Origin of the sequence: Shewanella sp. NKUCC01_JLK (genome assembly GCF_019345615.1) — a bacterium.
Lineage (GTDB): Bacteria > Pseudomonadota > Gammaproteobacteria > Enterobacterales > Shewanellaceae > Shewanella > Shewanella oncorhynchi.
Window position 1 is genome coordinate 85243 of sequence record NZ_JAHKRD010000020.1, and the last position, 23655, is coordinate 108897.

Here is a 23655-nt window from a genome sequence, read left to right on the forward strand (position 1 = left end):
TATGATGATGACACTCGGTTTTTTTGTATTTAGCCGGCTAACTGTGCCATACCAAACATCGCAACATGACATGGTATGGCGTCACCCAACCAATAGTCGCATCGGTGCGCGACCATCGGCGCAGTTCTTGGGTGTGGGGGACGAAACGCTAACGCTATCTGGTGTGCTAATGCCAGAAATAACGGGCGGAGAGCTAAGCCTTGAGGCGCTGCGTAAAATGGCCGACACAGGTAAAGCCTATCCGCTTATTGAAGGGCGCGGTACTGTGACAGGCTTTTTTGTAATCGAGAAAATCAGCAAAGGCCGTAGCGAGTTTTTTAGTGACGGCGCAGCGAGGAAGATTGAATTTACAATTGAGCTGAAACGGGTGGATGAAAAGAACACCAGCCTCATCGCGAACGAGAACCTTATTGGCATGGGTATCAGCAAGCTGATAAGGAAGATTTTGTGAACTTAGTCGAACAGTTTAACCCGCTAGCATCGAGCGACCAGCCCACGCCAGACTATCAAATATTGGTCAATGGCAAAGACATCAGCCCCAAAGTGAAAGCGCGGCTTATGTCGCTGCGCCTAACAGATAACCGCGGCTTTGAGGCCGACAGCATTGAAGTGCAACTTGATGACACAGACGGTGAGCTGGCGATGCCACCCAAGGGCGCAACCATGCAAGTGCGTATTGGCTGGAAGGGTAGTGCGCTGGTTGATAAAGGCACTTACACCATTGACGAACTCGAGCACAGCGGGCCGCCAGATTGCTTAACCATTCGCGGTAAATCCGCCGATATGCGCGGCACCTTGCAGCAAAGCCGCGAGCAAAGCTTTCATAAACAAAGCGTGAGCAGCATTATCGATGTCATCGCAGCTCGGCATCAGCTCAAGGCTAAAATTAGCGACAACTTGAAAATGGAATTTATCGATCACATCGACCAAGCCAACGAGTCCGATGCCAATTTTCTAAGCCGCCTAGCTGAACAGTTTGATGCCATAGCAACGGTAAAAAATGGCAACCTGTTATTTTTACAGGCGGGTTTAGCCCACAATGCCAGCGGCATCGCGCTCGACCGTGTAGACATTACCCGTCAGTCAGGCGACAGCCATCACTTTGGTGTAGCCGATCGCGATGCTTACTCAGGCGTCGTGGCCTACTGGCAAAACGATAAAGCCGCCAAGCGACAAACTGTTAAAGCAAAAAAGCCTTGGCAAAAAAGTAAACCCAAAGCTGAACTTGAGCAGCCTCTAGACCAAAATGGTGCACCAATAGCTGTGGGCGAAAAGGAGATCATGGTTGGCAGTAACAACAACGTCAAAACCCTACGGCATACCTATGCCAACAAGCAGAACGCCGAGCGCGCAGCGCGTGCCATGTGGGACAAACTGCAACGCGGCGTGGCCACCTTCACCATCACCTTAGCAATGGGTCGCCCGGAGTTATTCCCTGAGCTGCCGGTTAGCGTCAGCGGCTTTAAACCGCAAATAGATAACAGTGACTGGCTACTTACCCGCGTTGAGCACAACATCACCGACACTGGTTACATCACAGGGATCGAGCTAGAAGTAAAAAACAGTGAAGTGGCTGAGGTGACCAGCGGCGAAGATGAAACAGGTTAACCGTCAAATGTATAGAGCATAGACGCCAATAACTATGTTGGCTACAGCGGAAGGTAAAAATTTTGCAAAGACATACAATATGTTGTGTATATAACCCTATAGCCAGCCTTTAGAATGGTTGTACGCAGTGACAATAAGGAGTTAACCATGACCGTGCTTAAACCATATAAAACCAACACCCATAAAGAGGCTGTGTAATGGGTTGCGGTGCAGGCATGACCTGCCCACATTGCGACAGCCGTGCACTACAGCGCCGAACTCGCGCCATCACGCCACTCACCCGTGAGAAAACCTACCGATGCAATAACGACGAATGTGGTCACATATTCGTTAGTATTGAAGAAATCCAGCGCACCGTAGTACCGCCACGCATTCGCCGTGAAGGGATAAACCTGCAAATGAGCAGAATATCCAAGCCACAAGTAGAGCCGAGCCGCACAGAAGCTAGCCCAGCTCAGCGATAACCAGTAGTAAAACCAAAACAAAAAGCCCACATCAAAGTGGGCTTTTGGCTATTCTTTAAATTTGTCATGCAGCTTATGCGGGAACAGCTGTGTATAAACTTGCCATAAAATATTCAGGTTTCTATGCCCTGTAACCTGAGCGACTTCCTCAATCGAATATCCCTTTTCAAACAGTCTACTAGCCCCTTCGCGGCGGAGATCATGGTAACGCAAATCAGTAATACCGAGTTCATTACGAACACGCTGAAAGCCAGCCGTCACGGATGTGGCGTTATAGGGGAAAATTAAGTCATCAGAAACAGGTTGGCGCATAACAATGTCAAACGATCCACCAAGCAAAGGCACAATCATATGGTTGCCTTCTTTTTTTCTTGGATCCTTTCTATCACGGACTAAAATCGTTTTATGGTCTTTATTTAAATCGACCCATCTTAATTTACATACTTCGCCAATGCGCATGCAGGTCAAAATACTGAAATCCAGCATGTCGATAAACGGGATGCGATTAGCCCCGTTTGGGCGGTAACTCATGCGTTGCTCAAGCCCTTCTTTTAATCGTTCAAGCTCATTCTCTGTCGGTCTACGGGTTCGCTTTTGGCTTTTACCCACTAACCCCATTTCAATGAGAACAGGCACGGCCTCTTCAAAAACCTGAAAGTTAGCATCAATATTCCAGACGGGGGCGGCTTTTTTCATCACACTACGCAGGTAAGCAATATCGTGATAAATCGTCGCGGGGCCTGCGCCAGCCATACGCCGATTTTTACAGTGCTCAATTAAATCGCTGGTCTTTAAATTGTTACTTCTTACTTTTGAAATATCGCAGTCAATCAGCATGCGAATAACATATTGCTTGGTGCGGCCGGTTCTTGACCACAGGTCAGCATCTTCAAAAAAACGGTTAAGTAACTCGCCGATTAAAATCGCTTTATTCTTTTGCAGTACAAAATCATTTTCAATTGCATCACATCGGGTTTTGCCCCAAGTTCTAGCAACTTCCTTTTTACTGAAAGTTTTAGACTCACGATGTATAATTTCCCCACTTTCTTTAACGCGTATAGTGCAACGGTAGCTAAAATCCCCGTTTGCCTTAGCACGTTTCTCAATAGTAAATGACGCCATAGAATGAGATTAACCTTAATTCGTCCTACCCCAAAAAGGGGCCTATATGGGGCACCATATAACGAAATTGACGGCAATTACAAGCAACTAGAAGTAACTCAAGATAAACAATGAAAATTGAAAACCACCACTTAAAGCCATGTACACCAACGGAATTGCTCGATAGGACCTTTTCCATTGCGCCCATGTTGGACTTGACGGACCGTCATTATCGTTATTTTGCACGTTTGATGTCGGCTAATGCTTTGTTATATACGGAGATGGTGACAACAGGAGCGATATTGCATGGTCGCGGTGATTACTTGGCGTATAACCAAGAAGAACATCCTTTGGCGTTGCAGTTAGGTGGCTCTAATCCCTTAGATTTGGCTCGTTGCGCTAAACTCGCTGCTGAGCGAGGCTACGATGAAGTTAACCTCAATGTGGGTTGTCCTTCCGATCGAGTGCAGAATGGTCGCTTTGGCGCGTGTTTGATGGCGGAACCTGAGTTAGTGGCTGAGTGTGTTGACGCCATGAAACAAGTCGTTGATATTCCTGTGACTGTGAAAACGCGTATCGGAATTGATGAACAAGATAGTTATGCGTTTTTAACCCAGTTTATTGATGTGGTCAGTGCAAAAGGGTGTACGGATTTTACTATCCATGCGCGTAAGGCGTGGCTTCAAGGGTTAAGCCCAAAAGAGAATCGCGAGATCCCGCCGCTCGATTATGAGCGTGTGTATCAACTTAAGCGTGATTATCCTGCACTTAATATTGGTATTAATGGCGGCGTAACAACTCTCGAGCAAGCACAAGTTCATTTAGTGCAGCTCGATGGAGTAATGATGGGGCGCGAGGCTTATCAGAATCCTTATATTCTGGCGCAGGTGGATCAAATATTGTGTGGCAGTCAAAAAGCAGTGATCAGCCGCGAGGCTGTGATTGAGGCTATGTTGCCTTATATCGAAGCACATTTGCAGTCGGGTGGGCGACTTAATCATATTACTCGCCATATGATCGGGTTATTCCAAGGCTTACCGGGTGCCCGTGCGTGGCGCCGTTATTTGAGCGAAAATGCCCATAAAAACGGCGCTGGGATAGAAGTGGTAAAGCAGGCTTTTCAGAATATTCAGGCTGAAGTTGTAGAGTAATTCCACTCGACTTAAAAGATGGTGAAATTTACTAATTTGAGTAGTATTTTTCACCACTTGTTATTTTCCAATCCATCCCTATATCTCATTTTGTCCACATAAATTTTTTAAAATGATTAAAATCATAATCTTAAAAATATTTTTATAAGTTGGCACGCAGTTTGTAATAGTCCCTTCGTCAAGTTAATTAATCGAAAGGGATGCCATCATGTTTACGTTAACCATTAAAAAATCAGTACAAATGAGTGTGTTATTAGGCGCGTTAGTCGGTAGCGTTGCAGCACACGCAGAAGCCGCACCAATATCAGATGTTGTGGGAACTATTGAGCAAACATTAACTGCGCAGACACAAGAGTTGTTCGTCAGTGTAAAGCGTGAATTTGTGATGTCATTGCAAACACAACTGGCTGAAAGTATTTATGACTTCAACAGTCAACTTAGCTTAAACGCTGAAAATAAAGGTGAATCGGCAGGTGCCGATGAATATAGCGCTAAGTAAAGGATCTGCTTATGTGGTTTGTAGCACCTTTGATGACATTGCTACTGTTACCTGTAATTAGTCTTGCGTTGTTTTCAGGCATTATTTGCTGGTTTCAGTGGCATAGTGTTAGTGATAAATAAGTTAGCGATGAACTGAGCCGAGGTTTTAGATGAAACGATTAAAAGTGCGTATGGAGAGTCCAGAGCGGTTAGTGTGTGGTGTTGCTGCTGGCATGGCGTGGAAATTTGATTGGTCTTGTTTTTGGACTCGTGCGGTGTGGGCTGGTGCAGTTGTATTTATGCCGGGTGTAAGTTTGCTAATTTACTTTGTTTTAGCATTGTTAGTTGACCAATGGAAAAAACCAGCCTAAGCATGCCGTGATGGCTGGCGTTCGATGAGCTCATAAGTGGCTTGTTGTGATTTAAAATGTTGCAATTAAACCTATCAACAAGAGGGCACTTTGACCCTCATGCGACATGTATGTGCATACTGCCTTGCAGACTACTTTTTCAAAAAAGCCTGAAATCTGCTTTTGGCTTCATCACTTTTTAGCCTAGCGCTAAATTGTTCAAGTTCTTGGTGCATTTGGTGTTGTACACGATTTTTATGCGGACGCATTAATTGACGTGTGATTTGTAGTGCTTGTGGCGGTTGATTGGCCAATTTTTTTGCCTGAGATAATGCATAACTGAGTAAATCTTCATGGGCCACAATTTCGTTGATCATATTGAGTCTATGGGCCGTCTCGGCATTAAAACTTTCACCAAGTAGCAGTAACTCAGCCGCTTTTTGATAACCAATGAGTTCTGGTAAGAGTAGGCTAGCCCCCGCTTCCGGCACGAGAGCCAGGTTGACGAAGGGAAGTTGAAATTTCGCCGTGTTGTCAGCGTATACCAGATCGCAATGTAGCAGTACGGTTGTACCTATACCGACGGCGGCACCAGAAACAGCAGCCACCAGAGGTTTTTTGAGTTCGAGCAGACAAAATAAGAAACGTACTGCGGGATGATTTGGCCCTAAGTCACTATTTTTCAAAAAGTCAGCAACATCATTGCCTGAGGTGAAACAATTATCTTGGCCATGGAGCATAAAGGCACGAATGTCGTTGTCTGCTTCACCTTCGATCAGGTATTCTGTCAGTTGTTTATACATATTAAGATCAAGTGCATTGCGTTTATCAGGGCGATTAAAGCTAATAATACGCACGCCCTGATCATCCTGAACCTGTATATGACTCATGGGTTGTTTCCTTTACGACGACATTGGGTAGACATGGAGTTTAAGACATTGAAACCAATATTCAAACAGCTGTTTAATTGTCTAGTTTTATCTTGTGCATCATTTTCAGCGTTGGCGAACGTAGTCATGACTGAAGGTCATATACGCGCCATGCCTGAGACAGTACCAAATACTGCCGCTTACTTTACGCTTGAAAACCACACAGATAAAGCGATTCGTCTTATCGGTGTCAGTACGACTGTGGCAAAGGATGCCCAATTACACACGATTATCGAAGACCAAGGCATGGTGAAGATGCGCCATGTTGAAGGTTTTGACATCCCCTCCCATGGCACATTAACGTTAACGCCGTCAGGGGATCACGTCATGTTGCTTGGCTTAAAAGCGCCATTGGTGTTAGAGCAACAAGTTGAACTGCAATTAGAGTTTGACGGTGGCGAGAAAATGGCAATTACCCTGCCTGTTAGTAAAGCAGTAGAAAACGCCGCAGAGCAAGAGCATCATCACCATCATTAAGGAGTCGCTTGATGCAAATTACATGGAAAAAAGTTACCGGGGTCGGTTTATTTTTAGTATTAATCGGTTATGGCGTGAGTGTATGGTGGAGTATCGAACCGGATCCGATTAGCCCTCAACAATTAACAGCATCCAATAAGAATATTGTTGGGTACGCTACCACTACATCGCTAATCCTCACTGTCGAAAATTTACTCGATAAGCAAGGTGGTTGGTTATCAAACGATGTGATGCCACCTTCCATCTTCATGGATAACATGCCCGCATTTGAATATGGTGCTTTGGAGCAAGCCCGTGATTTAGCCTTGATTATGCGTAAAGAGTTTAGCCGCTCACAGTCACAATCTGCGGCGGACAAAGATTTAGGCGAAGCCCAATCTAAGCTCAATATTGACCACACTAGCTGGTTAGTACCCAGTGCCGAAAGCGAATATCGCGATGCAATCAAATTGCTGAAGCTTTATCGTGCCCGCATGATGGACCCTAATAATCAAGATGCACAGTTTTATGCCCGTGCTGACAACCTTAATGAATGGTTGAAAGAAGTGCAGAAACGTCTGGGCAGTATGTCACAGCGTTTATCTGCCAGCGTTGGCCAAGAGCGCTTAAATACAGACCTAGCTGGTGACAATTCGGCGCGTCAATCAACCCCAAATTTGACCAGCCATCAGGTAAAAACCAGTTGGTGGAAAATTGATGATGTCTTCTATGAGAGCCGTGGTGCTTCATGGGCGTTGTTGAACTTTATGCGTGCTGTTGAAGTCGATTTTGCAGATGTCTTAAAGAAGAAAAATGCTGAAGTGAGCCTAAGACAGATCATTCGTGAACTGGAAGCTACTCAGCAAACTGTCTGGAGCCCTGTTGTGCTGAATGGCAGCGGTTTTGGCTTAGTCGCTAATCATTCATTGGTTATGGCTAACTATGTATCCCGTGCGAATGCCGCGGTGATTGATTTAACGAACTTGCTATCTCAAGGTTAATTATGAAAAAAACTCTCCTCGCCAGTGCGGTATTAGGATTCTGTATGGCCTCATCTGCCCAAGCGGCAACTGTGGTTGGTTTTACTATTGGTGGTGATTACTGGCGCGCCGATACTAGCGGTACTTTTGCTGATAAAGGTCAACCACAACAAACATTTGATTACAGTTCATCTGCTCAAGGCAGTTATTGGATTGCAGTTGAGCACCCATTGCCATTTGTCCCTAATATTAAAATCCGTGAAAATAGCCTAGATCAGAAAGGCGGCATGTCGGATGCTGATTTCAACTTCAATGGTCATGATTTTAACGGCAATGTTACCACTTATACTGATTTGAGTAACACAGACTTCGTGCTGTACTACGAAATATTGGACAACGACATAGTGTCATTGGACCTTGGTGCTGCATACAAGTTAATGAATGGTTCACTGCGCGTGCAAGATCCTGGCCATCCTGAAGAGAAAGATGTCGATAGCGGTATTGTGATGGGTTACGCCAGTACGCATGTAGGTATGCCTGGCTTAGGCTTGTACGGTTTTGCTGATTTGATGCAGGGCGTCAATGAGTCAAGCGTGCACGACTATGCTATTGGTTTAGGTTGGCAATTTGATGGTTTGGCCGTCGATACCCGTGTGCGTGTAGGCTACCGTGAATTTTTATTCGATGTGAGTAATTTCTCGGGTGTGAGTGCCGATACTAAATTTAAAGGTTATTTTGCGGGTGTTGAAATCAACTTCTAATTTTGTTGATTTTAACTTTTAAGCATAAAAAAACCGCCAAATGGCGGTTTTTTTATGCTTAATGACTGAGAGCGTTGTTACTGTGCAATCAAGCCATTATTGATGGCGATAACATCATCTTCATTCAATGTACCCGCAGCTTGCTTTAGTGCAACAACTGAGTTGATGTAGCTATAGCGCGCATCGGATAATTTACGTTTTGAGTCGTACAAGTCACGGGTACGGTTCAAAACATCAACGATAGTACGAGTACCCACTTCGAAACCCGCTTGAGTGGCTTTTAGGGCACTTTCTGATGAAATAACCGATTGCTCATAAGCTTTGATTGAGCTGATAGAAGCACCTACGTTGTTGTAGTTATTACGAACGTTTTTCACTACACCACGGTAAATTTGCTCAAGCTTTTCACTTGCTTCAACATACTGGAATTGTGCTTCATTAACTTGTGAGCTGACTTTAAAACCTTCGAAAATCGGAATGCTTAAGTTGACACCAACGCTGACATTATCAAAATCAGGTTCGTTGAGATTCCCCATTTTTTGCTCAAGACCTTTGTTGTAACCGGCATTTAAGCTTAAAGACGGCATGTGGCCTGCTTGATAAAGCTTAATGGTCTCTTGAGCAATATCTTTACCAATACGTTGAGTCATTAAATCAACACTATTGGTTTCAGCAATTTTTAACCATTCGCTAGATGACGTTGGCGCTGGCGTAACGGCTGAGAAACGGTTGGTATCTAGCACATTAATCGTCTTGTGATCGATGCCGGTGATTTCACGTAAGGCTTCATAACTATTGGCGAGCGTGTTTTCGGCTAAAATTTCAGTGGCTGAGGCTAAGTCATATTGCGCTTGAGCTTCATGCACATCGGTAATCGCGGTTAAACCCACTGCGAAACGTTGTTTAGTTTGTTCAAGTTGACGCTCGATTGCGCGTTTTTCTGCACCTTGGAACTCGTAGTTGTCTTTCGCCGTTAATACATCGAAATAGGCTTTAGTGATACGAGTAATCAAGTTTTGTAATGCTGAAGCATAAGCGGAATCAGCTTGAGAAGCGGCTTTCTCAGCAAGACTTAAACCAACCCAAGCACTGTGATCATAGATGACTTGATTTAATTTCAGGCTACCTACTAGACCACTTGCATCATCCTTCGGATCATTCCAAGCTTTGTCATAACCGACATTTGCACTAATGGTTGGCAACAGCGGAGCGCGGTTTTGTTCGATTTTCTCAAACAAACCATTACGCTGGGCTTGGGCTTGCAATACGAGCGGGTCGCTGGTCAGTGCTTGCTGATAAATTTGCAACAAATCATCTGCTTGCACCGCTGAAGCGGAAGCCGCAAGTGTTAATGCTGCGCATAAATTATGGATCTTAAATTTCATTTGCTGTCCTTATTAGACAAAATCCCCCCACGGAGGAATATTTTAACTTCGTTTAGACTAAGTAATGCCTTTACCAAGGCGGTTTGCGCTTCCCGACGCTTCCCGATACAGCTAAAACTTAATGACCTAGAGTCTAAGAACTCTGACACTTTCAAGTCAAATTCGAAGTGTAACAGATTTTATTTTAAAAATGTGCTCAAATTGCCTTGATTATAGGCGCAAATTTAACTTTTAAGGATAGAGTATGAAACCCCCTGTTTTTTCGCAAACGGATATTGAGATCTTAGGAAAAAAATCCCTTTATCAAGGTTTTTTCTCAATGGACGAATACACTTTCAAGCATAAATTATTCGCTGGTGGCTGGAGTAAGCCTGTCACTCGCGAAGTGTTTGAACGGGGTCATGCTGTGGTCGTCCTTCCCTATGATGCCAAGCAAGATAAAGTCGTACTCATTGAACAGGTACGCTTTCCTGCATTAGCAACCGCTAAATCTCCTTGGCTTCTTGAGTTAGTCGCGGGTATGATTGCGCCCGCAGAAACGCCTCTGGATGTTGCACACCGAGAATTAATGGAAGAAACTGGCTTAATGGCTAAGCAAATACACAGTGTAAATAGCTATTTAGCGAGCCCAGGTGGTAGTACAGAACGTTTCTATTTCTATTGGGCTGATGTCGATTCAAACGATGCCCGTGGATTGCATGGATTAGCTGAAGAGCACGAAGATATTCGATTGCATGTTATGAGCCGCGAGCAAGCTTATGAGCGAGTGGTTGCGGGCGAGATTGATAATGCGTCGACCGTTATTGGATTACAATGGTTACAATTAAACTATCAGCAACTGGTTTAAGTTGGGATGAATTTGGCTACTTCGAGTCTAAAACGGCGCTATAAACCCAACGTCAGTGATTTTTTAGCACTGTGCGGGCGTAATTATGGCTACATGTTGAAATGGTTACCGTTAGAGATAGCTATCGGTGAGTCATGGCGACTCGAAGGTGAGTTTGGTATATTAGTAGTGCGAATTTTAGAAAATACCAAATATACTCAGCTAGTTGAGATATCTCGTCCCATCGAAATCAAGGAGTTTATCAATACTCCCAAGGTGTTAGTGAGAATTTATCACGATGCTAAATTAGCAGAAGTGTTAACTGGCCAACAGATTTACCAATTACGCCCAGTGTATGATTATCCCAATGTACGCATGTATCAAAGTGATGAAAAGTACCAGGTGAATGCATTCCTGGAAGAGTTATTAAAGATTGGTTACCAACACAGTGTCGTGTGCCAGTCTTAGAATTGGGTATTCAATGTGCTGAAAGAGGCTGTCTCTTACTCCATAGCTGAAGGGGAAAGCGTGCGTATCGTGCAAGTCACAGATCCGCATCTTTTTGCCGATCCTGAAGCTCAGCTATTAGGAGTTAATACTAGCAAAAGTTTTGCTGCCGTATTAAATACGATTAGAGCTGTGGACTATCCTGCTCACTTGATGCTCGCCACGGGCGATTTGAGTCAAGACTATTCGGCTGAGTCCTATCAGCAATTTGTGAAAGCAGTCACCCCCGTTGGCTTACCTTGCCATTATCTTCCTGGAAATCATGACGATCCACGGATCATGTATCTGCATATGCAGGGTGAACAGATTTTTGGGCAGCAGCGTATTTTGGCGGGAAACTGGCAAATCCTCATGTTGGATTCAACCGTGCGGGGAAAGCCTGGCGGCAATATGGCCGAGACTCAATTCGAATTAATTGATGAAGCCATTACCGCACATCCTGAATGCCATACTTTACTGGTGATGCATCACAATCCCATCGTTGTGAATTGTACTTGGCTGGATCAGCACTGCATGGACAATGGCGCCGAGTTTATCGCGCGAGTGGCAAAGTATCCGCAGGTCAAAGGATTGCTCTGGGGACATGTGCACCAATGTATTGATACCCATCATAATGGGCCCCATGGCACGTTGCAGTTGATGGCGACACCTTCCACTTGTATTCAATTTAAGCCGTTATCGCCTTATTTTGCCTTGGATGGCGTTCAACCGGGTTATCGTTTGCTGGAGTTGAAAGCAGATGGTAGCATCAACACTAAAGTGTATCGCGTACCGGGTAACCATTTTTCCCCCGACAACAACTCTAGCGGTTATTAACGCGAATAGCCGCAGCCTGAGGAAATATGCTGCTTTATATTCACGGTTTTAATAGTTCTCCATTTTCAGATAAAGCTGTGATGACGGCTAAGTACATGGCGCTGCATCATCCTAGTGTGGCCTTCCATCAGCCCCAATTACCCAATACACCTAAGGCTGCGATGGTGCTCTTAACCGCTTATGTTGAGGCGGCGATTGATGCCAACGAGCCATTAACTTATATAGGCTCATCTTTAGGCGGGTATTTCGCCAGCTATTTAGCCGAAACCTACGGTGGCAAAGCGGTGTTAGTTAATCCAGCGGTAAAACCCTTTGAGTTATTCGATGAGTTTATGGGGCCGCAATTCAATCCTTACACTGAACAGCATTATCTTGTCTTACCTGAGCATAAGTCTGAAGTCGCTGAATTTAATACGGCTGTGATCCGCAATCCGGATCGTTTTTTGGTATTATTGCAGACAGGTGATGATGTGCTGGATTATCGCGAAGCGGTCAATAAGTATCATCACTGTCAATTGCGAGTTGAAGCGGGTGGTGATCACAGCTTTGTTGGTTATGAGTCGCATCTGCAAACTGTAAGCCAATTTTTACACTTACCTTGACAAACTGACATGCCGAGCCGCAACATGGCCGGATATAACAACCTATAGCGTGCCCTATGACAAATCAATACACCTCTGACGCCATTGAAGTTCTCAACGGACTCGATCCTGTTAAACGCCGTCCAGGTATGTATACCGACACCTCCAGACCTAACCATTTGGGCCAAGAGGTCATAGATAACAGTGTCGATGAGGCATTGGCAGGTCACGCGACAAAAATTGAAGTTGTTCTACATACAGATAACTCCCTCGAAGTCACTGATGATGGCCGTGGTATGCCGGTGGATATCCACCCAGAAGAAGGCATTCCTGGGGTTGAGTTAATTCTGACCAAATTGCATGCTGGCGGTAAATTTTCGAATAAAAACTACCAGTTCTCCGGTGGTTTACACGGTGTTGGTATCTCGGTGGTTAACGCTTTGTCGCGCCGTGTCGAAGTCACGGTTCGCCGTGATGGCCAAGTGTATGACATCGCTTTTGAAAATGGATTTAAGGTTGAAGATTTACGCCCAACAGGGACCTGTGGCCGTCGTAATACGGGGACTCGAGTGCATTTTTGGCCCGATGCGAGTTATTTTGATTCGGCTAATTTCTCAAATTCAAAACTGATTTATCTGCTTCGTGCTAAAGCGGTACTGTGCCCAGGTTTACGGATTAAATTCACCAATAAACAGACAAATGAAGTCCATGAATGGTTCTATGAAAGCGGCCTAACTGATTATTTAAAGGCGGCTATCGGTGACAATTTAAGATTGCCAGAAGAGCCGTTTGTCGGCTGTTTTAAGGGCCAGCTAGAAGCCGCAGATTGGGCGATTACTTGGTTGCCAGAAGGCGGTGAATCCATTGGCGAGAGTTATGTTAACTTAATTCCGACTCCGCTCGGTGGTACCCATGTGAACGGTTTCCGCCAAGGTTTATTGGAATCTATGCGGGAGTTCTGTGAGTTCAGAAATTTAATTCCCCGTGGTATTAAACTGTCACCCGAAGACATTTGGGATCGCGCCGCGTTTATATTGTCGGTGAAGATGCAAGAACCGCAATTCGCTGGTCAAACAAAAGAAAAGCTTTCTAGTCGCCAATGCGCTGCTTTTGTGTCTGGCGTTGTGCGTGACGCATTCTCACTCTGGTTGAACTCAAATACCGAGTTAGCTGAATCCTTAGCCGAAATGTGCATAAATAATGCCCAGAGTCGGTTAAAGGCCGCCAAAAAAGTGGCCCGCAAAAAGGTGACTTCGGGACCTGCACTGCCGGGTAAGCTGACAGACTGTAGTGGCCAAGATCCGATGCGCGGAGAGTTATTCCTCGTGGAAGGGGATTCTGCGGGTGGCAGTGCTAAACAGGCCCGCGATCGTGAGTTTCAAGCCATCATGCCGCTGCGTGGCAAAATCTTGAATACCTGGGAAGTCGATGCTTCACAGGTGTTAGCTTCACAGGAAGTCCATGATATTTCGGTCGCGATTGGTTGCGATCCCGATAGCAGTGATATTTCTGAATTACGTTATGGCAAGATTTGTATCCTTGCGGATGCCGACTCAGACGGACTGCACATTGCTACCTTGTTATGCGCGCTATTTTTGAAGCATTACCGTATCTTAGTTGAGCAGGGTCATGTGTATATTGCTATGCCGCCGTTGTTCCGTATTGATATCGGCAAAGAGGTTTATTACGCCTTAGATGAGGCAGAAAGAGCGGGTATTTTAGACCGTATTGCCGCTGAGAATAAAAAGGGTAAGGTACAAGTCACCCGCTTTAAGGGCTTGGGTGAGATGAATCCTTTACAACTTCGTGAAACAACGATGGATCCAAACACTCGTCGTTTAGTACAGTTGACGATAGATGACATCGAAGAAACGGATGCTTTGATGGATATGTTGCTCGCTAAGAAGCGTTCGCCGGACCGTAAAAACTGGCTTGAAGATAAGGGTGACATGGCTTTACTTTAATGTTGTGCACTATTGCCGATAACAATAAAACATAGGCATAAAGAAAATTACAATGTTGTATATTAAAACTAATAATTATAATTGCTTAAAGGTGTTTTCTGCCGGTTTTACGCTCTTAGCGAGTGTGACGTTATTGCTCTGCAATAGCGCCTTTGCGGGTTCCCAATCGATCATGATTACCGTCGCTAAGGGGTTTGGTTTATCGCTTTATGCCTCGGATATTGGCGATGCTAAGCAGATGGCGATGGGGGCTAATGGCACTTTATTTGTCGGTTCCAATAAGAGCGGCACTATCCATGCTCTCGTTGATAGTAATCAAGATGGTCGTGTCGATAAGCGCTATGTGATAGCCAAAGGGCTTGAATCACCCGATGCGATTGCATTCCACAATGGTGACTTGTTTGTCGCCACTGAAAATCAAATAGTGCGCTTTGTTGATATTGAGCAAAGATTGCGCCGCCCGAGTCGACCCAAAGAGATTTACAGTGACTTGCCTTACTCAGAGAAGAAAAGTTCTCGGGCAATTAATTTTGGCCCAGATGGCCGTTTATATGTGTCTATTGGTGCGCCCTGTAACGTCTGTGAAGCGCCAGTGCCTTACAGTAGTATCATAGCGATCAATGTTGATACAGGCGCGAGTGAGCAGATTGCGGCTGGTGTGCGAGATGCAAGTGGATTTGATTGGTCGCCAATAGACAAAAAATTATGGTTTGCCGATCAAGGCCGTGATTGGATGGGGGACAACTTGCCACCCGATGAGATTAACCGCATCGATGTGATAGGGAGTCATTATGGCTTCCCTTATTTACATGCCAGTAGTGTTGTCGAACCCGCCTATGAAAAACCGAAAAATTTAAAAATCACTCTGCCAATGTATGAGTTGCCAGCCCATGTTGCACCCACGGGACTTGCATTTTATCGCGGCAGTCAATTTCCCGATATTTACCATAATCAGTTGTTTGTCGCCGAAAATGGCTCGTGGAATCGTTCGAGTAAAGTTGGCTATCAAGTAGTTATGCTTAAGATTGAAGATCAAAAAGTGGTGAGTCGTGAAACGGTTGTTAGTTTCCTTGACGGTGAATTTCCCGTTGCTCGACCCTTTGCGCTGTTATCGGCATCCGATGGTGCTATGTACATCTCTGATGATTTAAAAGGTAACGTGTATCGCTTGTTTTATAAGGGCGATAGTACTGAAGAAACACAGGAACTAGAAGAAAATGAGTGACGCTATCAAGTTAAGTCTCGATGGGGTAGAGCAAATGCCATTGCGGCGCTTTACCGAAGAGGCTTATCTGAACTATTCCATGTACGTCATTATGGACCGAGCCCTGCCACACATTGGTGATGGACTTAAACCGGTACAGCGTCGAATTATCTATGCGATGAGTGAGTTAGGTTTATCGGCTCAATCTAAGCATAAAAAGTCGGCCCGTACGGTTGGTGACGTATTAGGTAAATACCATCCTCACGGCGATAGCGCTTGTTATGAGGCTATGGTATTGATGGCGCAGCCATTTTCATATCGCTACCCGTTAGTTGATGGCCAAGGTAACTGGGGTGCCCCCGATGATCCTAAGTCATTTGCGGCTATGCGTTATACCGAAGCACGTCTCTCTAAATTCTCTGAAGTGTTACTCAGTGAACTGGGGCAAGGTACGGTTGAATGGGGTGCTAACTTTGATGGCACGTTAAAAGAGCCAAAAGTACTGCCGGCACGTTTACCGCATATTTTACTCAATGGTATTACTGGTATTGCCGTAGGTATGGCGACGGATATTCCGCCGCATAACGTGAGAGAATTAGTCTCCGCCTGTGTAGCATTGCTCGATGATCCTAAGCTTGAACTCGAGCAATTGATGGCCTTTGTACCAGGCCCTGATTATCCAACTGAAGCCGAGATTATTACCCCGTCTGCCGATATTGCAAAAATTTATGAGTCGGGCCGTGGGTCATTAAGAGCGCGCGCGGTTTACACTGTCGATGGCGGTGAAATCATCATAACGGCGCTGCCGCATCAAGCCAGTAGCGGTAAAATCTTAGAGCAAATCGCCGGTCAAATGCAGGCGAAGAAATTGCCTATGGTGGCCGATTTACGCGATGAGTCGGATCATGAAAACCCAGTGCGTCTTGTGGTGGTGCCGCGCTCCAATCGCGTCGATTGCGATCAACTGATGGCGCATTTGTTTGCCACTACAGATTTAGAAAAGAGCTTTAGAGTTAACTTAAACGTGCTGGGTCTCGATGGACGTCCGCGAGTTAAAGGGTTGAAAACCTTATTAACAGAGTGGTTAGAGTTCCGCGTTGATACGGTTAAACGTCGTTTAGAATATCGTTTAGACAAGGTGGTATCGCGGTTACATATACTCGAAGCCCTAATGATCGCTTTCCTCAACATTGATGAAGTGATCGAGATTATTCGTTTTCACGATGATCCTAAAGCCGAGTTGATGGCCCGTTTTTCACTCAGTGATAAACAAGCCGAATCGATCCTCGAGTTAAAGTTACGGCATTTAGCTAAGTTAGAAGAATTTAAGATCACGGCCGAACAAAATGAGCTTGAAGCCGAACGCGAAAAACTGGAGCAGTTATTGGGCTCAGAGCGTCGCTTGAAGACGTTGATCAAGAAAGAATTAATTCAAGATGCCGAAACCTATGGCGATAATCGTCGCTCGCCAATCGTATTGCGTAATGAGTCCAAAGCATTAACTGAACAAGAGTTAACACCGACAGAAGCCGTGACTGTTGTCTTATCTGAAAAAGGTTGGGTGCGTTGTGCTAAGGGCCACGATATCGATCCTTTGTCGCTCTCCTATAAGTCTGGCGACCAATATCTATGTAGCGCGATGGGACGTAGTAATCAGGCCGCAGTGTTTATTGATTCGTCTGGGCGGGCTTTTGCGACGGATAGCCATACTCTGCCATCGGCCCGTAGCCAAGGTGAGCCTATTACGACTCGCTTCAATATGGCACCTGGCGAAACCATGCAGCATGTGTTGATGGGTGAAGAAGACCAATGTTACTTGTTAGCAACGGATGCGGGTTACGGTTTTATTTGTTCATACAACGATATGGTGTCGCGCAATAAAGCGGGTAAAGCCTTGCTGAGTCTACCAACAAACGCTAAATCATTAACGCCTAAGTTGATCGACCGCACTAAAGAAATGTCACTGCTAGCGATTACAAACGAAGGGCGGATGTTACTGTTTTCGCTAGAAGCGTTACCGCAATTATCCAAGGGTAAAGGTAATAAAATTATTGGCATACCAACCGAAAGAGCCAAGAGTCGCGATGAACTTATGACACATTTACAATTAGTGCCGAGTGATACGCCGGTTACCTTGTGGGCAGGTAAGCGCAAGCTCACACTGAAGCCAAGCGATCTTGAGCATTATCGAGGTGAACGTGGTCGTCGTGGTGCAAAATTGCCTAGAGGATTACAACGTGTCGATAGCGTTGAATTAGGTGACGGTGGTGATGCTTTAGCGAGCATCTAATGCTTTGTAATGGCTTCAATGCTATAAAGAATTAAATGGGTTAACTAAAACCACCTCAGTTTGGCTTAGGTGGTTTTTTATTTTTTGCGTTTTGGATTAGATTATGAGACATAAAAAAACCTACTGTATTACTACAGTAGGTTTCTATTATCTCTTAGGTAAGAGATTAGAAGTCGTAACGTACGCCTACAGAGAATACGTTGTCATCTTGTAGATCTGTTTTAGCATTAGCAACAGTAAAATCACCACGGTACATAGCGTATTGACCATAGATCATAGTTGATTTCGCTAAGCGATAATCAGCACCAATGTTGAAGTTTTGGAAATTGATGTCATCAGCACCTTTTACGCCGCCCAGTTTAGTGTAAGCGCCACCTAAACCAGCTTCATCAATGCCGTATTCAGCCTTCAGGTTTACACCGTTCAGATCATAAGAAACGTTAACAAAGTAAGTGTTACCTTCGATGTCATTGTTCACAACATCTTCAGAGTTTTGGAATAAACCACCAACTTTGAATTGACCGAATTTTGCTTGGCCAACTAAACGGTATGCATCAACACCAGCAATGCCTTTGTTATAGGCTACTGCAGCATAGTAATTCTGCTCTTTAAACTTGCTGTCACCTAGAGTTGCGCTTAATGCATATAGGCTTTCAGAAGTCTTAGCTGTAGTGTCGTTATCATCAAATTGATAGTTAGCGTTTAATGTCACTAAGCCTGCAATTTTTGGTGAATAGTACCAAGCACCATCGGCAGTACGAGTTTGGGCACTGACTAAACGGTCGATATCGGCGTTAGTGTTACCGAAAATATCCACAGCACCTTCGGCTTGTTTGAATACTGAGTCATTACGACCCACTAACACAGTACCAGCGTTAGTTTTTAAACCTAAGAAAGTGTTACGTGCTTTGAAAACATCACCTGCACCAGAAGTGTTTTCAACTTGGAATTCCATTTGGTAGATAACGTCAAAGCCATCAGCAATTTTTTCTGAACCTTTAACACCTAATAGAGAGAAGTTGTTTTCTAAATAAGTACCTGCGTTATTCTCATCGGCATAGTTTGCTTCTAAGCCGTTAGTACCTGATTGTAGAGTGGCACCTGTGTCAGTATGGGTTAGAGCAAGCTCTAAACGACCATAGAAGCTTGGGCCTTCGGCTAGCGCACCGAATGAAGCCAATGCCAATACTGATGCAACTGATGCAGAGATGAATGTCTTTTTCATGTTTTGTGCTCCCTCGAACCTAAGTTCTTATCCATTTTTCATGGTTTTTGTGTGGTTTAACGCATTTGCTACCTGAGTCGGTAACAAAGTTGCCGCCGATTTTTACAGTTTTACGACTCGCAGGCTGTGGCGCAGATCATGTTTTTGGCTCTCCTTGCCTATATTCGGGCCATTTCTGGGATCTTTCCTTATATCTTGACTGCAAATTTACCTGAAAGGGGTAAAACTCTATTTTTCACTTACTACTTAAGTGGTAGGTAAGGCGGATTGCCTTAGATAGTGCGTCGGCGAGGGTAACTGTAGCATATACTAATGCTGTAGCAAGTCTGTCATATTGGTTATAGATTTGTGTTTGGGGGCGATATCTAAGCAGAAAAAGCGGCCGAAGCCGCTTTTTTATCAATAAATAACCTTGGGGTTAGTTGATTAATCTATTTAAAAATCAACGCGTAAACCGACAGTAAAGATGTTGTCATTCAGGTCTTGCTTTACATCGGCCAACATAAGATCACCATCGAAGCGTGTGTAGTGACCATAGACCATAGTCTTAGTGCTCAGGCGGTAATCAGCTCCCACACTGAACTGTTGTAGGTCAACATCGCTGACTTGTTCTAAACCGCTGTTGTCTTGGTCACCAACATAACGGCTCACGTACTTGCCTAGACCTGAGTCATCTTTGCCGTACATCATCTTTAGTTTTAAGTCGCCAATTAAGTAGGCTGCGTTGACAAAATAGGTATCGCCTGAGAGATTGGCAAACTTATCATCTACATGCTCACTGTGTTGATATAAGGCACCTAAGATTACGTCACCGAATTTAGCTTGGGCCACACCACGATAGGCTTCAACGTTATCAATACCATCACTATAGGCGGCAGCGACATAGTAGTTTTGTGCTTTAAAGGCTTTATCCCCTAAGGTGGCGCTCAGAGCATACATTTGATCTTTGCTATACACGTCGTTGCCATTGCTATCCACTTGGTCATAGTTATCACTCATCAGATAAGTGGCATTAAGCGTCACGAGATCGGCAATTTTAGGTGAATAGTAAGAAATGCCATCGGCGGAGCGTGTTTGGCCTGCAACCAGTAAGTCGATATCAGCATTGGTATTACCGAAAAGATCGAAGCTTCCTTCAGCTGCTTTAAATACGGTATCGTTACGACCCACTAAAGCCGTACCTGCGGCACTTCTGATACCTAGGAATGTATTACGGGCATTGAAGGTTTTATTTGAGTTATCAAAGTTTTCGACACCAAATTCCATTTGATAAATGATGTCAAAGTAAGGGCTTACAGCTTCAGAACCTTTTACGCCTAACCAAGAGAAGTTGTTTTCAAGAACAGTGCCCTCCTTTTGGTTTTGAGTTGCATAACCTGTGTCTGAATTGGTAATGGCAAGATCAGCATGACCATAGAATTCAGGGCCATCGGCGAGTGCTGTGAATGAATAGAGTGTGAGGCTAGAAATAATAGCCGTCGTCAGTAGATTCTTTTTCATCTTCATTTTCCTGTGCTTATCGCTGTTATATGCATTGATAACTTCAGTATCTATGCATGCTGTTGAGCTTTTATGCGGCAAAGTCTGCACAGACTTGAAATGATAAAGTGTGATCTTGATCAAGTTTCATATAAAGGATGGCTTATTCAACATATTGTTTTACAAGTGAAATACATGTTTTTATTAAGTCGATTACCAAATGACTCGGTGGTAAATGATGGGCCTTTGCTTTTATTACACTCATTTAGTATTCGTATCCCTTTGCATCTAGTGTTTGGTGGCTGAGGATCTGATTTCGGTTTATGTCGATATCGTTTAGAATCCACGGCACATTTCTGGTGTTGCTATTAAGCTGCCCCTGTTGGCATCCATTCGATGCTAGGGCAAGCGCTCCTGCTGTTATTGGGTAATATAAGGTAAGTATTTATGACTGAGGCCTATCTAAATCGATTTGGCGGAATTGGCCGTTTGTATGGACAAAAGGCTCTGGCTAAATTTGCCACATCCCATGTGATGGTGATTGGCATTGGTGGCGTCGGTACTTGGGCGGCTGAAGCCTTAGCGCGGAGCGGCATAGGGCAGATAAGCTTGATGGATTTAGATGATATCTGTGTCACTAATACTAACCGACAAATACATGCTCTTAGCTCCACCATCGGCGGTTCTAAAGTTGCTGTGATGGCACAACGGATCCGTGAAATTAATCCTGATTGCCAAGTGAATGAAATTGAAGATTTTATTACATTGGATAATCTAGGCGAGTATTTGCTTGGAGCTAAAGAGGGTGGCAATATTGATTATGTTATTGATTGTATTGATGCCGTTAAGCAGAAGGCTGCGTTAATTGCTTGGTGTAAACGTCAAAAAATTAAGATAGTGACAGTGGGCGGTGCGGGTGGACAGACAGATCCGACGCAAATTCAGTTAACTGATCTCGCTAAAACCTACCAAGATCCTTTGCTAGCTAAAGTGCGTAATATTTTGCGCCGCGAGTATAACTTCTCTAAAAACGTGCAACGCCGGTTTGCTATCGATGCTGTTTTTTCCAGTGAGCAGTTAGTGTATCCCCAAGCCGATGGCTCAGTGTGCGGTACTAAAGCGGCGGCTGATGGCAGCATGAGGATGGATTGTGCTTCTGGTTTTGGGGCTGTGACTATGGTAACTGGGACATTTGGTTTTGTAGCGGCAAGTCGCGTGTTAGCGCGATTGGCACTGCAGGCTCAAGAGGCGGTTTAAACTCTTAACCTAGATTCAGTCAAGATATCACCGCTTTCAAGGGCGGTGATACCCCTTCAATATTATGTATTTTCATTGGTTATACCTAGATATAAAAATCTTGTTGATTATTGACTGGTTCACATTGAGTGTATGGAAATTTAATATCAAATTGCGGGCCGCCTAGTTTTGAGTCTGCGCTATAACTCATAGTGCCTTTCAACAGTGTTGCGGCATTAAAGGCCGCTGATAATCCTAAGCCAGTACCACCTTTATTACGATTTGTAGTAAAGAAGGGTTCGAACATGTGCTCAGCAACATCGGCTGGAATGGCTAAGCCATTATTTTGAATGCTGATTTGAATTGATTCTTCATCCAAAGTCGCACTAATGTGGATAAGATTGTCTTCATGTCCTTGGAATGCATGGGTAAAGGCGTTCGAGAGAATATTACTAACAATTTGATTTAACAAACTGATATTGGTTTTGATATTGAGTGTAGGCTCCACGTTGATCTCCGTTGAGGCGTTAACATTGGGATGCATAATTAATGTCGACTCTAGGATTTCATGTAGCTGCTGGTTTAGATTACAGCATTGGTGTTCTTCATGACTGCGATCGATGGCGATCGTTTTAAATTTTTGAATTAAACTACTGGCTTTAGTGATATTACGGACAATGAGTTCACAGCTTTCTTGGTACTCATTAAGTATTTCATTTATCTCATCTAATGTAGCTTGATCGCTGTGGATCAGATCGATCAGTTCTTCAATATGGCTGAGCTGCGCACTCGCCGCCGTCAAACAAATGCCAATTGGGGTGTTTATCTCATGTGCAACCCCTGACACGAGTCCACCCAAGGCCGCCATTTTTTCTTGCTCAACTAAAACCTGTTGTGCTCGTTTTAGTGCGCTAAGGGATTGTTCTAACTCTAGTGTTCTTTCTTTGACTTGTCTTGCGAGCTCTTCTTTATAGCTACGTTCGAGCTTGAGTAGCCGCTCTCTATCTTCTAAGGCTATTTGCAGTTCCGTCTTAGAATTCTTTAAGGCGCTAAATGAGCTTCTAAGTTGTACTTGCATGCTATTGATGGAATCGGCGACTTGTTTGAATTCATCAATTTTTTCATGACGGTCAAATTGTAGTGGCTCATATTCATGGTCTATGTCGATATTTTTGCAGTATTGGCTGAGTTTATCTAAGTGTTTAGTAATGTTGAACCACACTAAAAATAGAATAAACCCAGCCACTAAGAAGGTTTTAATGGCATTAGAAAGCAGAATGATAATGGCCTTATCATACAAGCGTTGATAGATAGCATCGACATCGACTTGTATTTCGAGTGTGCCGACATTGATGTTTTCAGTCGGTGATTTATAGACTAAAGGAAAGGTTTTATCTAAGGAGTGTTCTTGTTTCTGCTCGCCTGCATTCCATGCTTGGCCGCTGTCATCTTTAATCGAAATATAGTTAATATCGGGCAGCTGAATTAGCCCATTGAGCTGAGTGTTAATGAGCCGCTCGTCAATAACCCAAATACTGGCGGCGAGCACATCTAAGTTCACCTTTTCCATGTTGGAAAATACTCTATCGATACGCACGACATCATTGCGATAATCACTGATCAACTGATACGCAGTGGTGATTAAGGTGATAACAGAACTAAAAAGTACAATAGACAGGGTAAGGTGCCTGCCTATGGGGCTTTTGATAAGTTGGCTAAAGAATGTCAGCATCTTAAATTTTCTTTATGCAATAGCGGCTTGAGATGCTTATAAGCATAGACCTACAGATCCAGAAAGTGCATTTTCTCGCAGATAAAATCAACGAAATATGTCTTCATTTGTGGCATTAAATTTGCTTATT

At 44.2% G+C, this 23655-nt stretch carries 23 protein-coding genes; 17 read left to right on the top strand and 6 right to left on the bottom strand.

What is annotated here, in order from left to right; genetic code table 11:
* The first annotated feature begins 1 nt into the window (after position 1).
* The 3 genes from KO537_RS19490 (at position 2) to KO537_RS19500 (ending at position 2072) form a co-directional block, all read left to right on the top strand.
* Complete coding sequence (locus tag KO537_RS19490; RefSeq protein WP_219235430.1) at positions 2 to 451, top strand: phage tail protein; 450 nt, start codon at positions 2 to 4, stop codon at positions 449 to 451.
* Entirely contained in the window at positions 448 to 1608 is a 1161-nt protein-coding gene (locus tag KO537_RS19495) for a phage late control D family protein (RefSeq protein WP_219235431.1), read from the top strand. Before KO537_RS19490 ends, KO537_RS19495 begins: the two co-directional genes overlap by 4 nt.
* 197 nt (positions 1609 to 1805) lie before the next feature.
* A complete protein-coding gene (locus tag KO537_RS19500; protein WP_014358019.1) occupies positions 1806 to 2072 on the top strand; it encodes an ogr/Delta-like zinc finger family protein in 267 nt (88 codons plus the stop codon).
* A 48-nt stretch (positions 2073 to 2120) separates the two neighbouring features.
* Here the strand turns inward: KO537_RS19500 and KO537_RS19505 are convergent, their stop codons facing one another.
* Positions 2121 to 3194: a site-specific integrase gene (locus KO537_RS19505; RefSeq protein WP_113941525.1), complete on the bottom strand. Its 1074-nt coding sequence runs from the start codon at positions 3192 to 3194 to the stop codon at positions 2121 to 2123.
* Positions 3195 to 3304: 110 nt separating this feature from the next.
* Here KO537_RS19505 and dusA point away from each other — a divergent pair, with 110 nt between their 5' ends.
* The 3 genes from dusA to KO537_RS19520 all read left to right on the top strand — a co-directional run bounded on the left by dusA (position 3305) and on the right by KO537_RS19520 (position 5175).
* Entirely contained in the window at positions 3305 to 4324 is a 1020-nt protein-coding gene (dusA, locus tag KO537_RS19510; protein WP_219235434.1) for a tRNA dihydrouridine(20/20a) synthase DusA, read from the top strand.
* A 208-nt stretch (positions 4325 to 4532) separates the two neighbouring features.
* Positions 4533 to 4823 carry a hypothetical protein gene (locus KO537_RS19515; protein ID WP_173246873.1) on the top strand — a complete coding sequence of 97 codons (291 nt, stop codon included), beginning with the start codon at positions 4533 to 4535 and terminating at the stop codon, positions 4821 to 4823.
* A 151-nt stretch (positions 4824 to 4974) separates the two neighbouring features.
* Positions 4975 to 5175, top strand: a complete 201-nt coding sequence (locus KO537_RS19520) for a PspC domain-containing protein (protein WP_113941528.1) — start codon at positions 4975 to 4977, stop codon at positions 5173 to 5175.
* Positions 5176 to 5306: 131 nt separating this feature from the next.
* On the opposite strand, the gene KO537_RS19525 is transcribed toward KO537_RS19520, so the two are convergent.
* Positions 5307 to 6044 (bottom strand): enoyl-CoA hydratase, encoded by a 738-nt coding sequence (locus KO537_RS19525; RefSeq protein WP_028761866.1) that lies wholly within the window; start codon positions 6042 to 6044, stop codon positions 5307 to 5309.
* A gap of 33 nt (positions 6045 to 6077) precedes the next feature.
* Between KO537_RS19525 and KO537_RS19530 the strand changes: the two genes are divergently transcribed.
* The 3 genes from KO537_RS19530 to KO537_RS19540 are packed head-to-tail and all read left to right on the top strand — an operon-like array spanning position 6078 to position 8280.
* Complete coding sequence (locus KO537_RS19530; protein ID WP_113941529.1) at positions 6078 to 6560, top strand: copper chaperone PCu(A)C; 483 nt, start codon at positions 6078 to 6080, stop codon at positions 6558 to 6560.
* Between the two features lie 11 nt (positions 6561 to 6571).
* Complete coding sequence (locus tag KO537_RS19535; protein WP_105251468.1) at positions 6572 to 7540, top strand: DUF2333 family protein; 969 nt, start codon at positions 6572 to 6574, stop codon at positions 7538 to 7540.
* Positions 7541 to 7542: 2 nt separating this feature from the next.
* Positions 7543 to 8280 carry a TIGR04219 family outer membrane beta-barrel protein gene (locus KO537_RS19540; protein ID WP_173246867.1) on the top strand — a complete coding sequence of 246 codons (738 nt, stop codon included), beginning with the start codon at positions 7543 to 7545 and terminating at the stop codon, positions 8278 to 8280.
* Positions 8281 to 8357: 77 nt separating this feature from the next.
* On the opposite strand, the gene tolC is transcribed toward KO537_RS19540, so the two are convergent.
* Positions 8358 to 9665 (bottom strand): outer membrane channel protein TolC, encoded by a 1308-nt coding sequence (gene tolC / locus KO537_RS19545; RefSeq protein ID WP_105251469.1) that lies wholly within the window; start codon positions 9663 to 9665, stop codon positions 8358 to 8360.
* Between the two features lie 244 nt (positions 9666 to 9909).
* On the opposite strand from tolC, the gene nudF reads away from it, so the two are divergent.
* From nudF to parC, 7 genes are read left to right on the top strand one after another with little or no spacing between them, the layout of a single operon-like run.
* A complete protein-coding gene (nudF, locus tag KO537_RS19550) occupies positions 9910 to 10512 on the top strand; it encodes an ADP-ribose diphosphatase (protein WP_028759445.1) in 603 nt (200 codons plus the stop codon).
* Between the two features lie 6 nt (positions 10513 to 10518).
* Positions 10519 to 10959: a DUF1249 domain-containing protein gene (locus KO537_RS19555; RefSeq protein WP_105251470.1), complete on the top strand. Its 441-nt coding sequence runs from the start codon at positions 10519 to 10521 to the stop codon at positions 10957 to 10959.
* A 15-nt stretch (positions 10960 to 10974) separates the two neighbouring features.
* Positions 10975 to 11814, top strand: coding sequence for a 3',5'-cyclic-AMP phosphodiesterase (gene cpdA / locus KO537_RS19560; protein ID WP_173246864.1), 840 nt, complete (start codon positions 10975 to 10977; stop codon positions 11812 to 11814).
* 26 nt (positions 11815 to 11840) lie between these two features.
* Complete coding sequence (locus tag KO537_RS19565) at positions 11841 to 12416, top strand: YqiA/YcfP family alpha/beta fold hydrolase (protein ID WP_173246860.1); 576 nt, start codon at positions 11841 to 11843, stop codon at positions 12414 to 12416.
* A gap of 56 nt (positions 12417 to 12472) precedes the next feature.
* Complete coding sequence (parE, locus tag KO537_RS19570; RefSeq protein WP_105251473.1) at positions 12473 to 14359, top strand: DNA topoisomerase IV subunit B; 1887 nt, start codon at positions 12473 to 12475, stop codon at positions 14357 to 14359.
* Positions 14360 to 14411: 52 nt separating this feature from the next.
* The gene (locus KO537_RS19575; protein ID WP_105251474.1) at positions 14412 to 15584 is read left to right on the top strand and encodes a PQQ-dependent sugar dehydrogenase; all 1173 of its coding nucleotides are present in this window, start codon (positions 14412 to 14414) and stop codon (positions 15582 to 15584) included.
* Positions 15577 to 17853 (top strand): DNA topoisomerase IV subunit A, encoded by a 2277-nt coding sequence (gene parC / locus KO537_RS19580; RefSeq protein WP_105251475.1) that lies wholly within the window; start codon positions 15577 to 15579, stop codon positions 17851 to 17853. The genes KO537_RS19575 and parC overlap by 8 nt, the downstream gene beginning before the upstream one ends.
* 166 nt (positions 17854 to 18019) lie before the next feature.
* Here the strand turns inward: parC and KO537_RS19585 are convergent, their stop codons facing one another.
* Together KO537_RS19585 and KO537_RS19590 are read right to left on the bottom strand one after the other, a co-directional pair.
* Positions 18020 to 19078 carry a porin gene (locus KO537_RS19585; protein WP_105251476.1) on the bottom strand — a complete coding sequence of 353 codons (1059 nt, stop codon included), beginning with the start codon at positions 19076 to 19078 and terminating at the stop codon, positions 18020 to 18022.
* Positions 19079 to 19513: 435 nt separating this feature from the next.
* Complete coding sequence (locus KO537_RS19590) at positions 19514 to 20578, bottom strand: porin (RefSeq protein ID WP_219235436.1); 1065 nt, start codon at positions 20576 to 20578, stop codon at positions 19514 to 19516.
* A 426-nt stretch (positions 20579 to 21004) separates the two neighbouring features.
* Between KO537_RS19590 and tcdA the strand changes: the two genes are divergently transcribed.
* Positions 21005 to 21814: a tRNA cyclic N6-threonylcarbamoyladenosine(37) synthase TcdA gene (tcdA, locus tag KO537_RS19595; RefSeq protein ID WP_173246853.1), complete on the top strand. Its 810-nt coding sequence runs from the start codon at positions 21005 to 21007 to the stop codon at positions 21812 to 21814.
* A gap of 85 nt (positions 21815 to 21899) precedes the next feature.
* Here tcdA and KO537_RS19600 read toward each other — a convergent pair whose 3' ends face one another.
* Positions 21900 to 23525, bottom strand: a complete 1626-nt coding sequence (locus tag KO537_RS19600) for an ATP-binding protein (protein WP_173246850.1) — start codon at positions 23523 to 23525, stop codon at positions 21900 to 21902.
* Positions 23526 to 23655 lie beyond the last annotated feature (130 nt).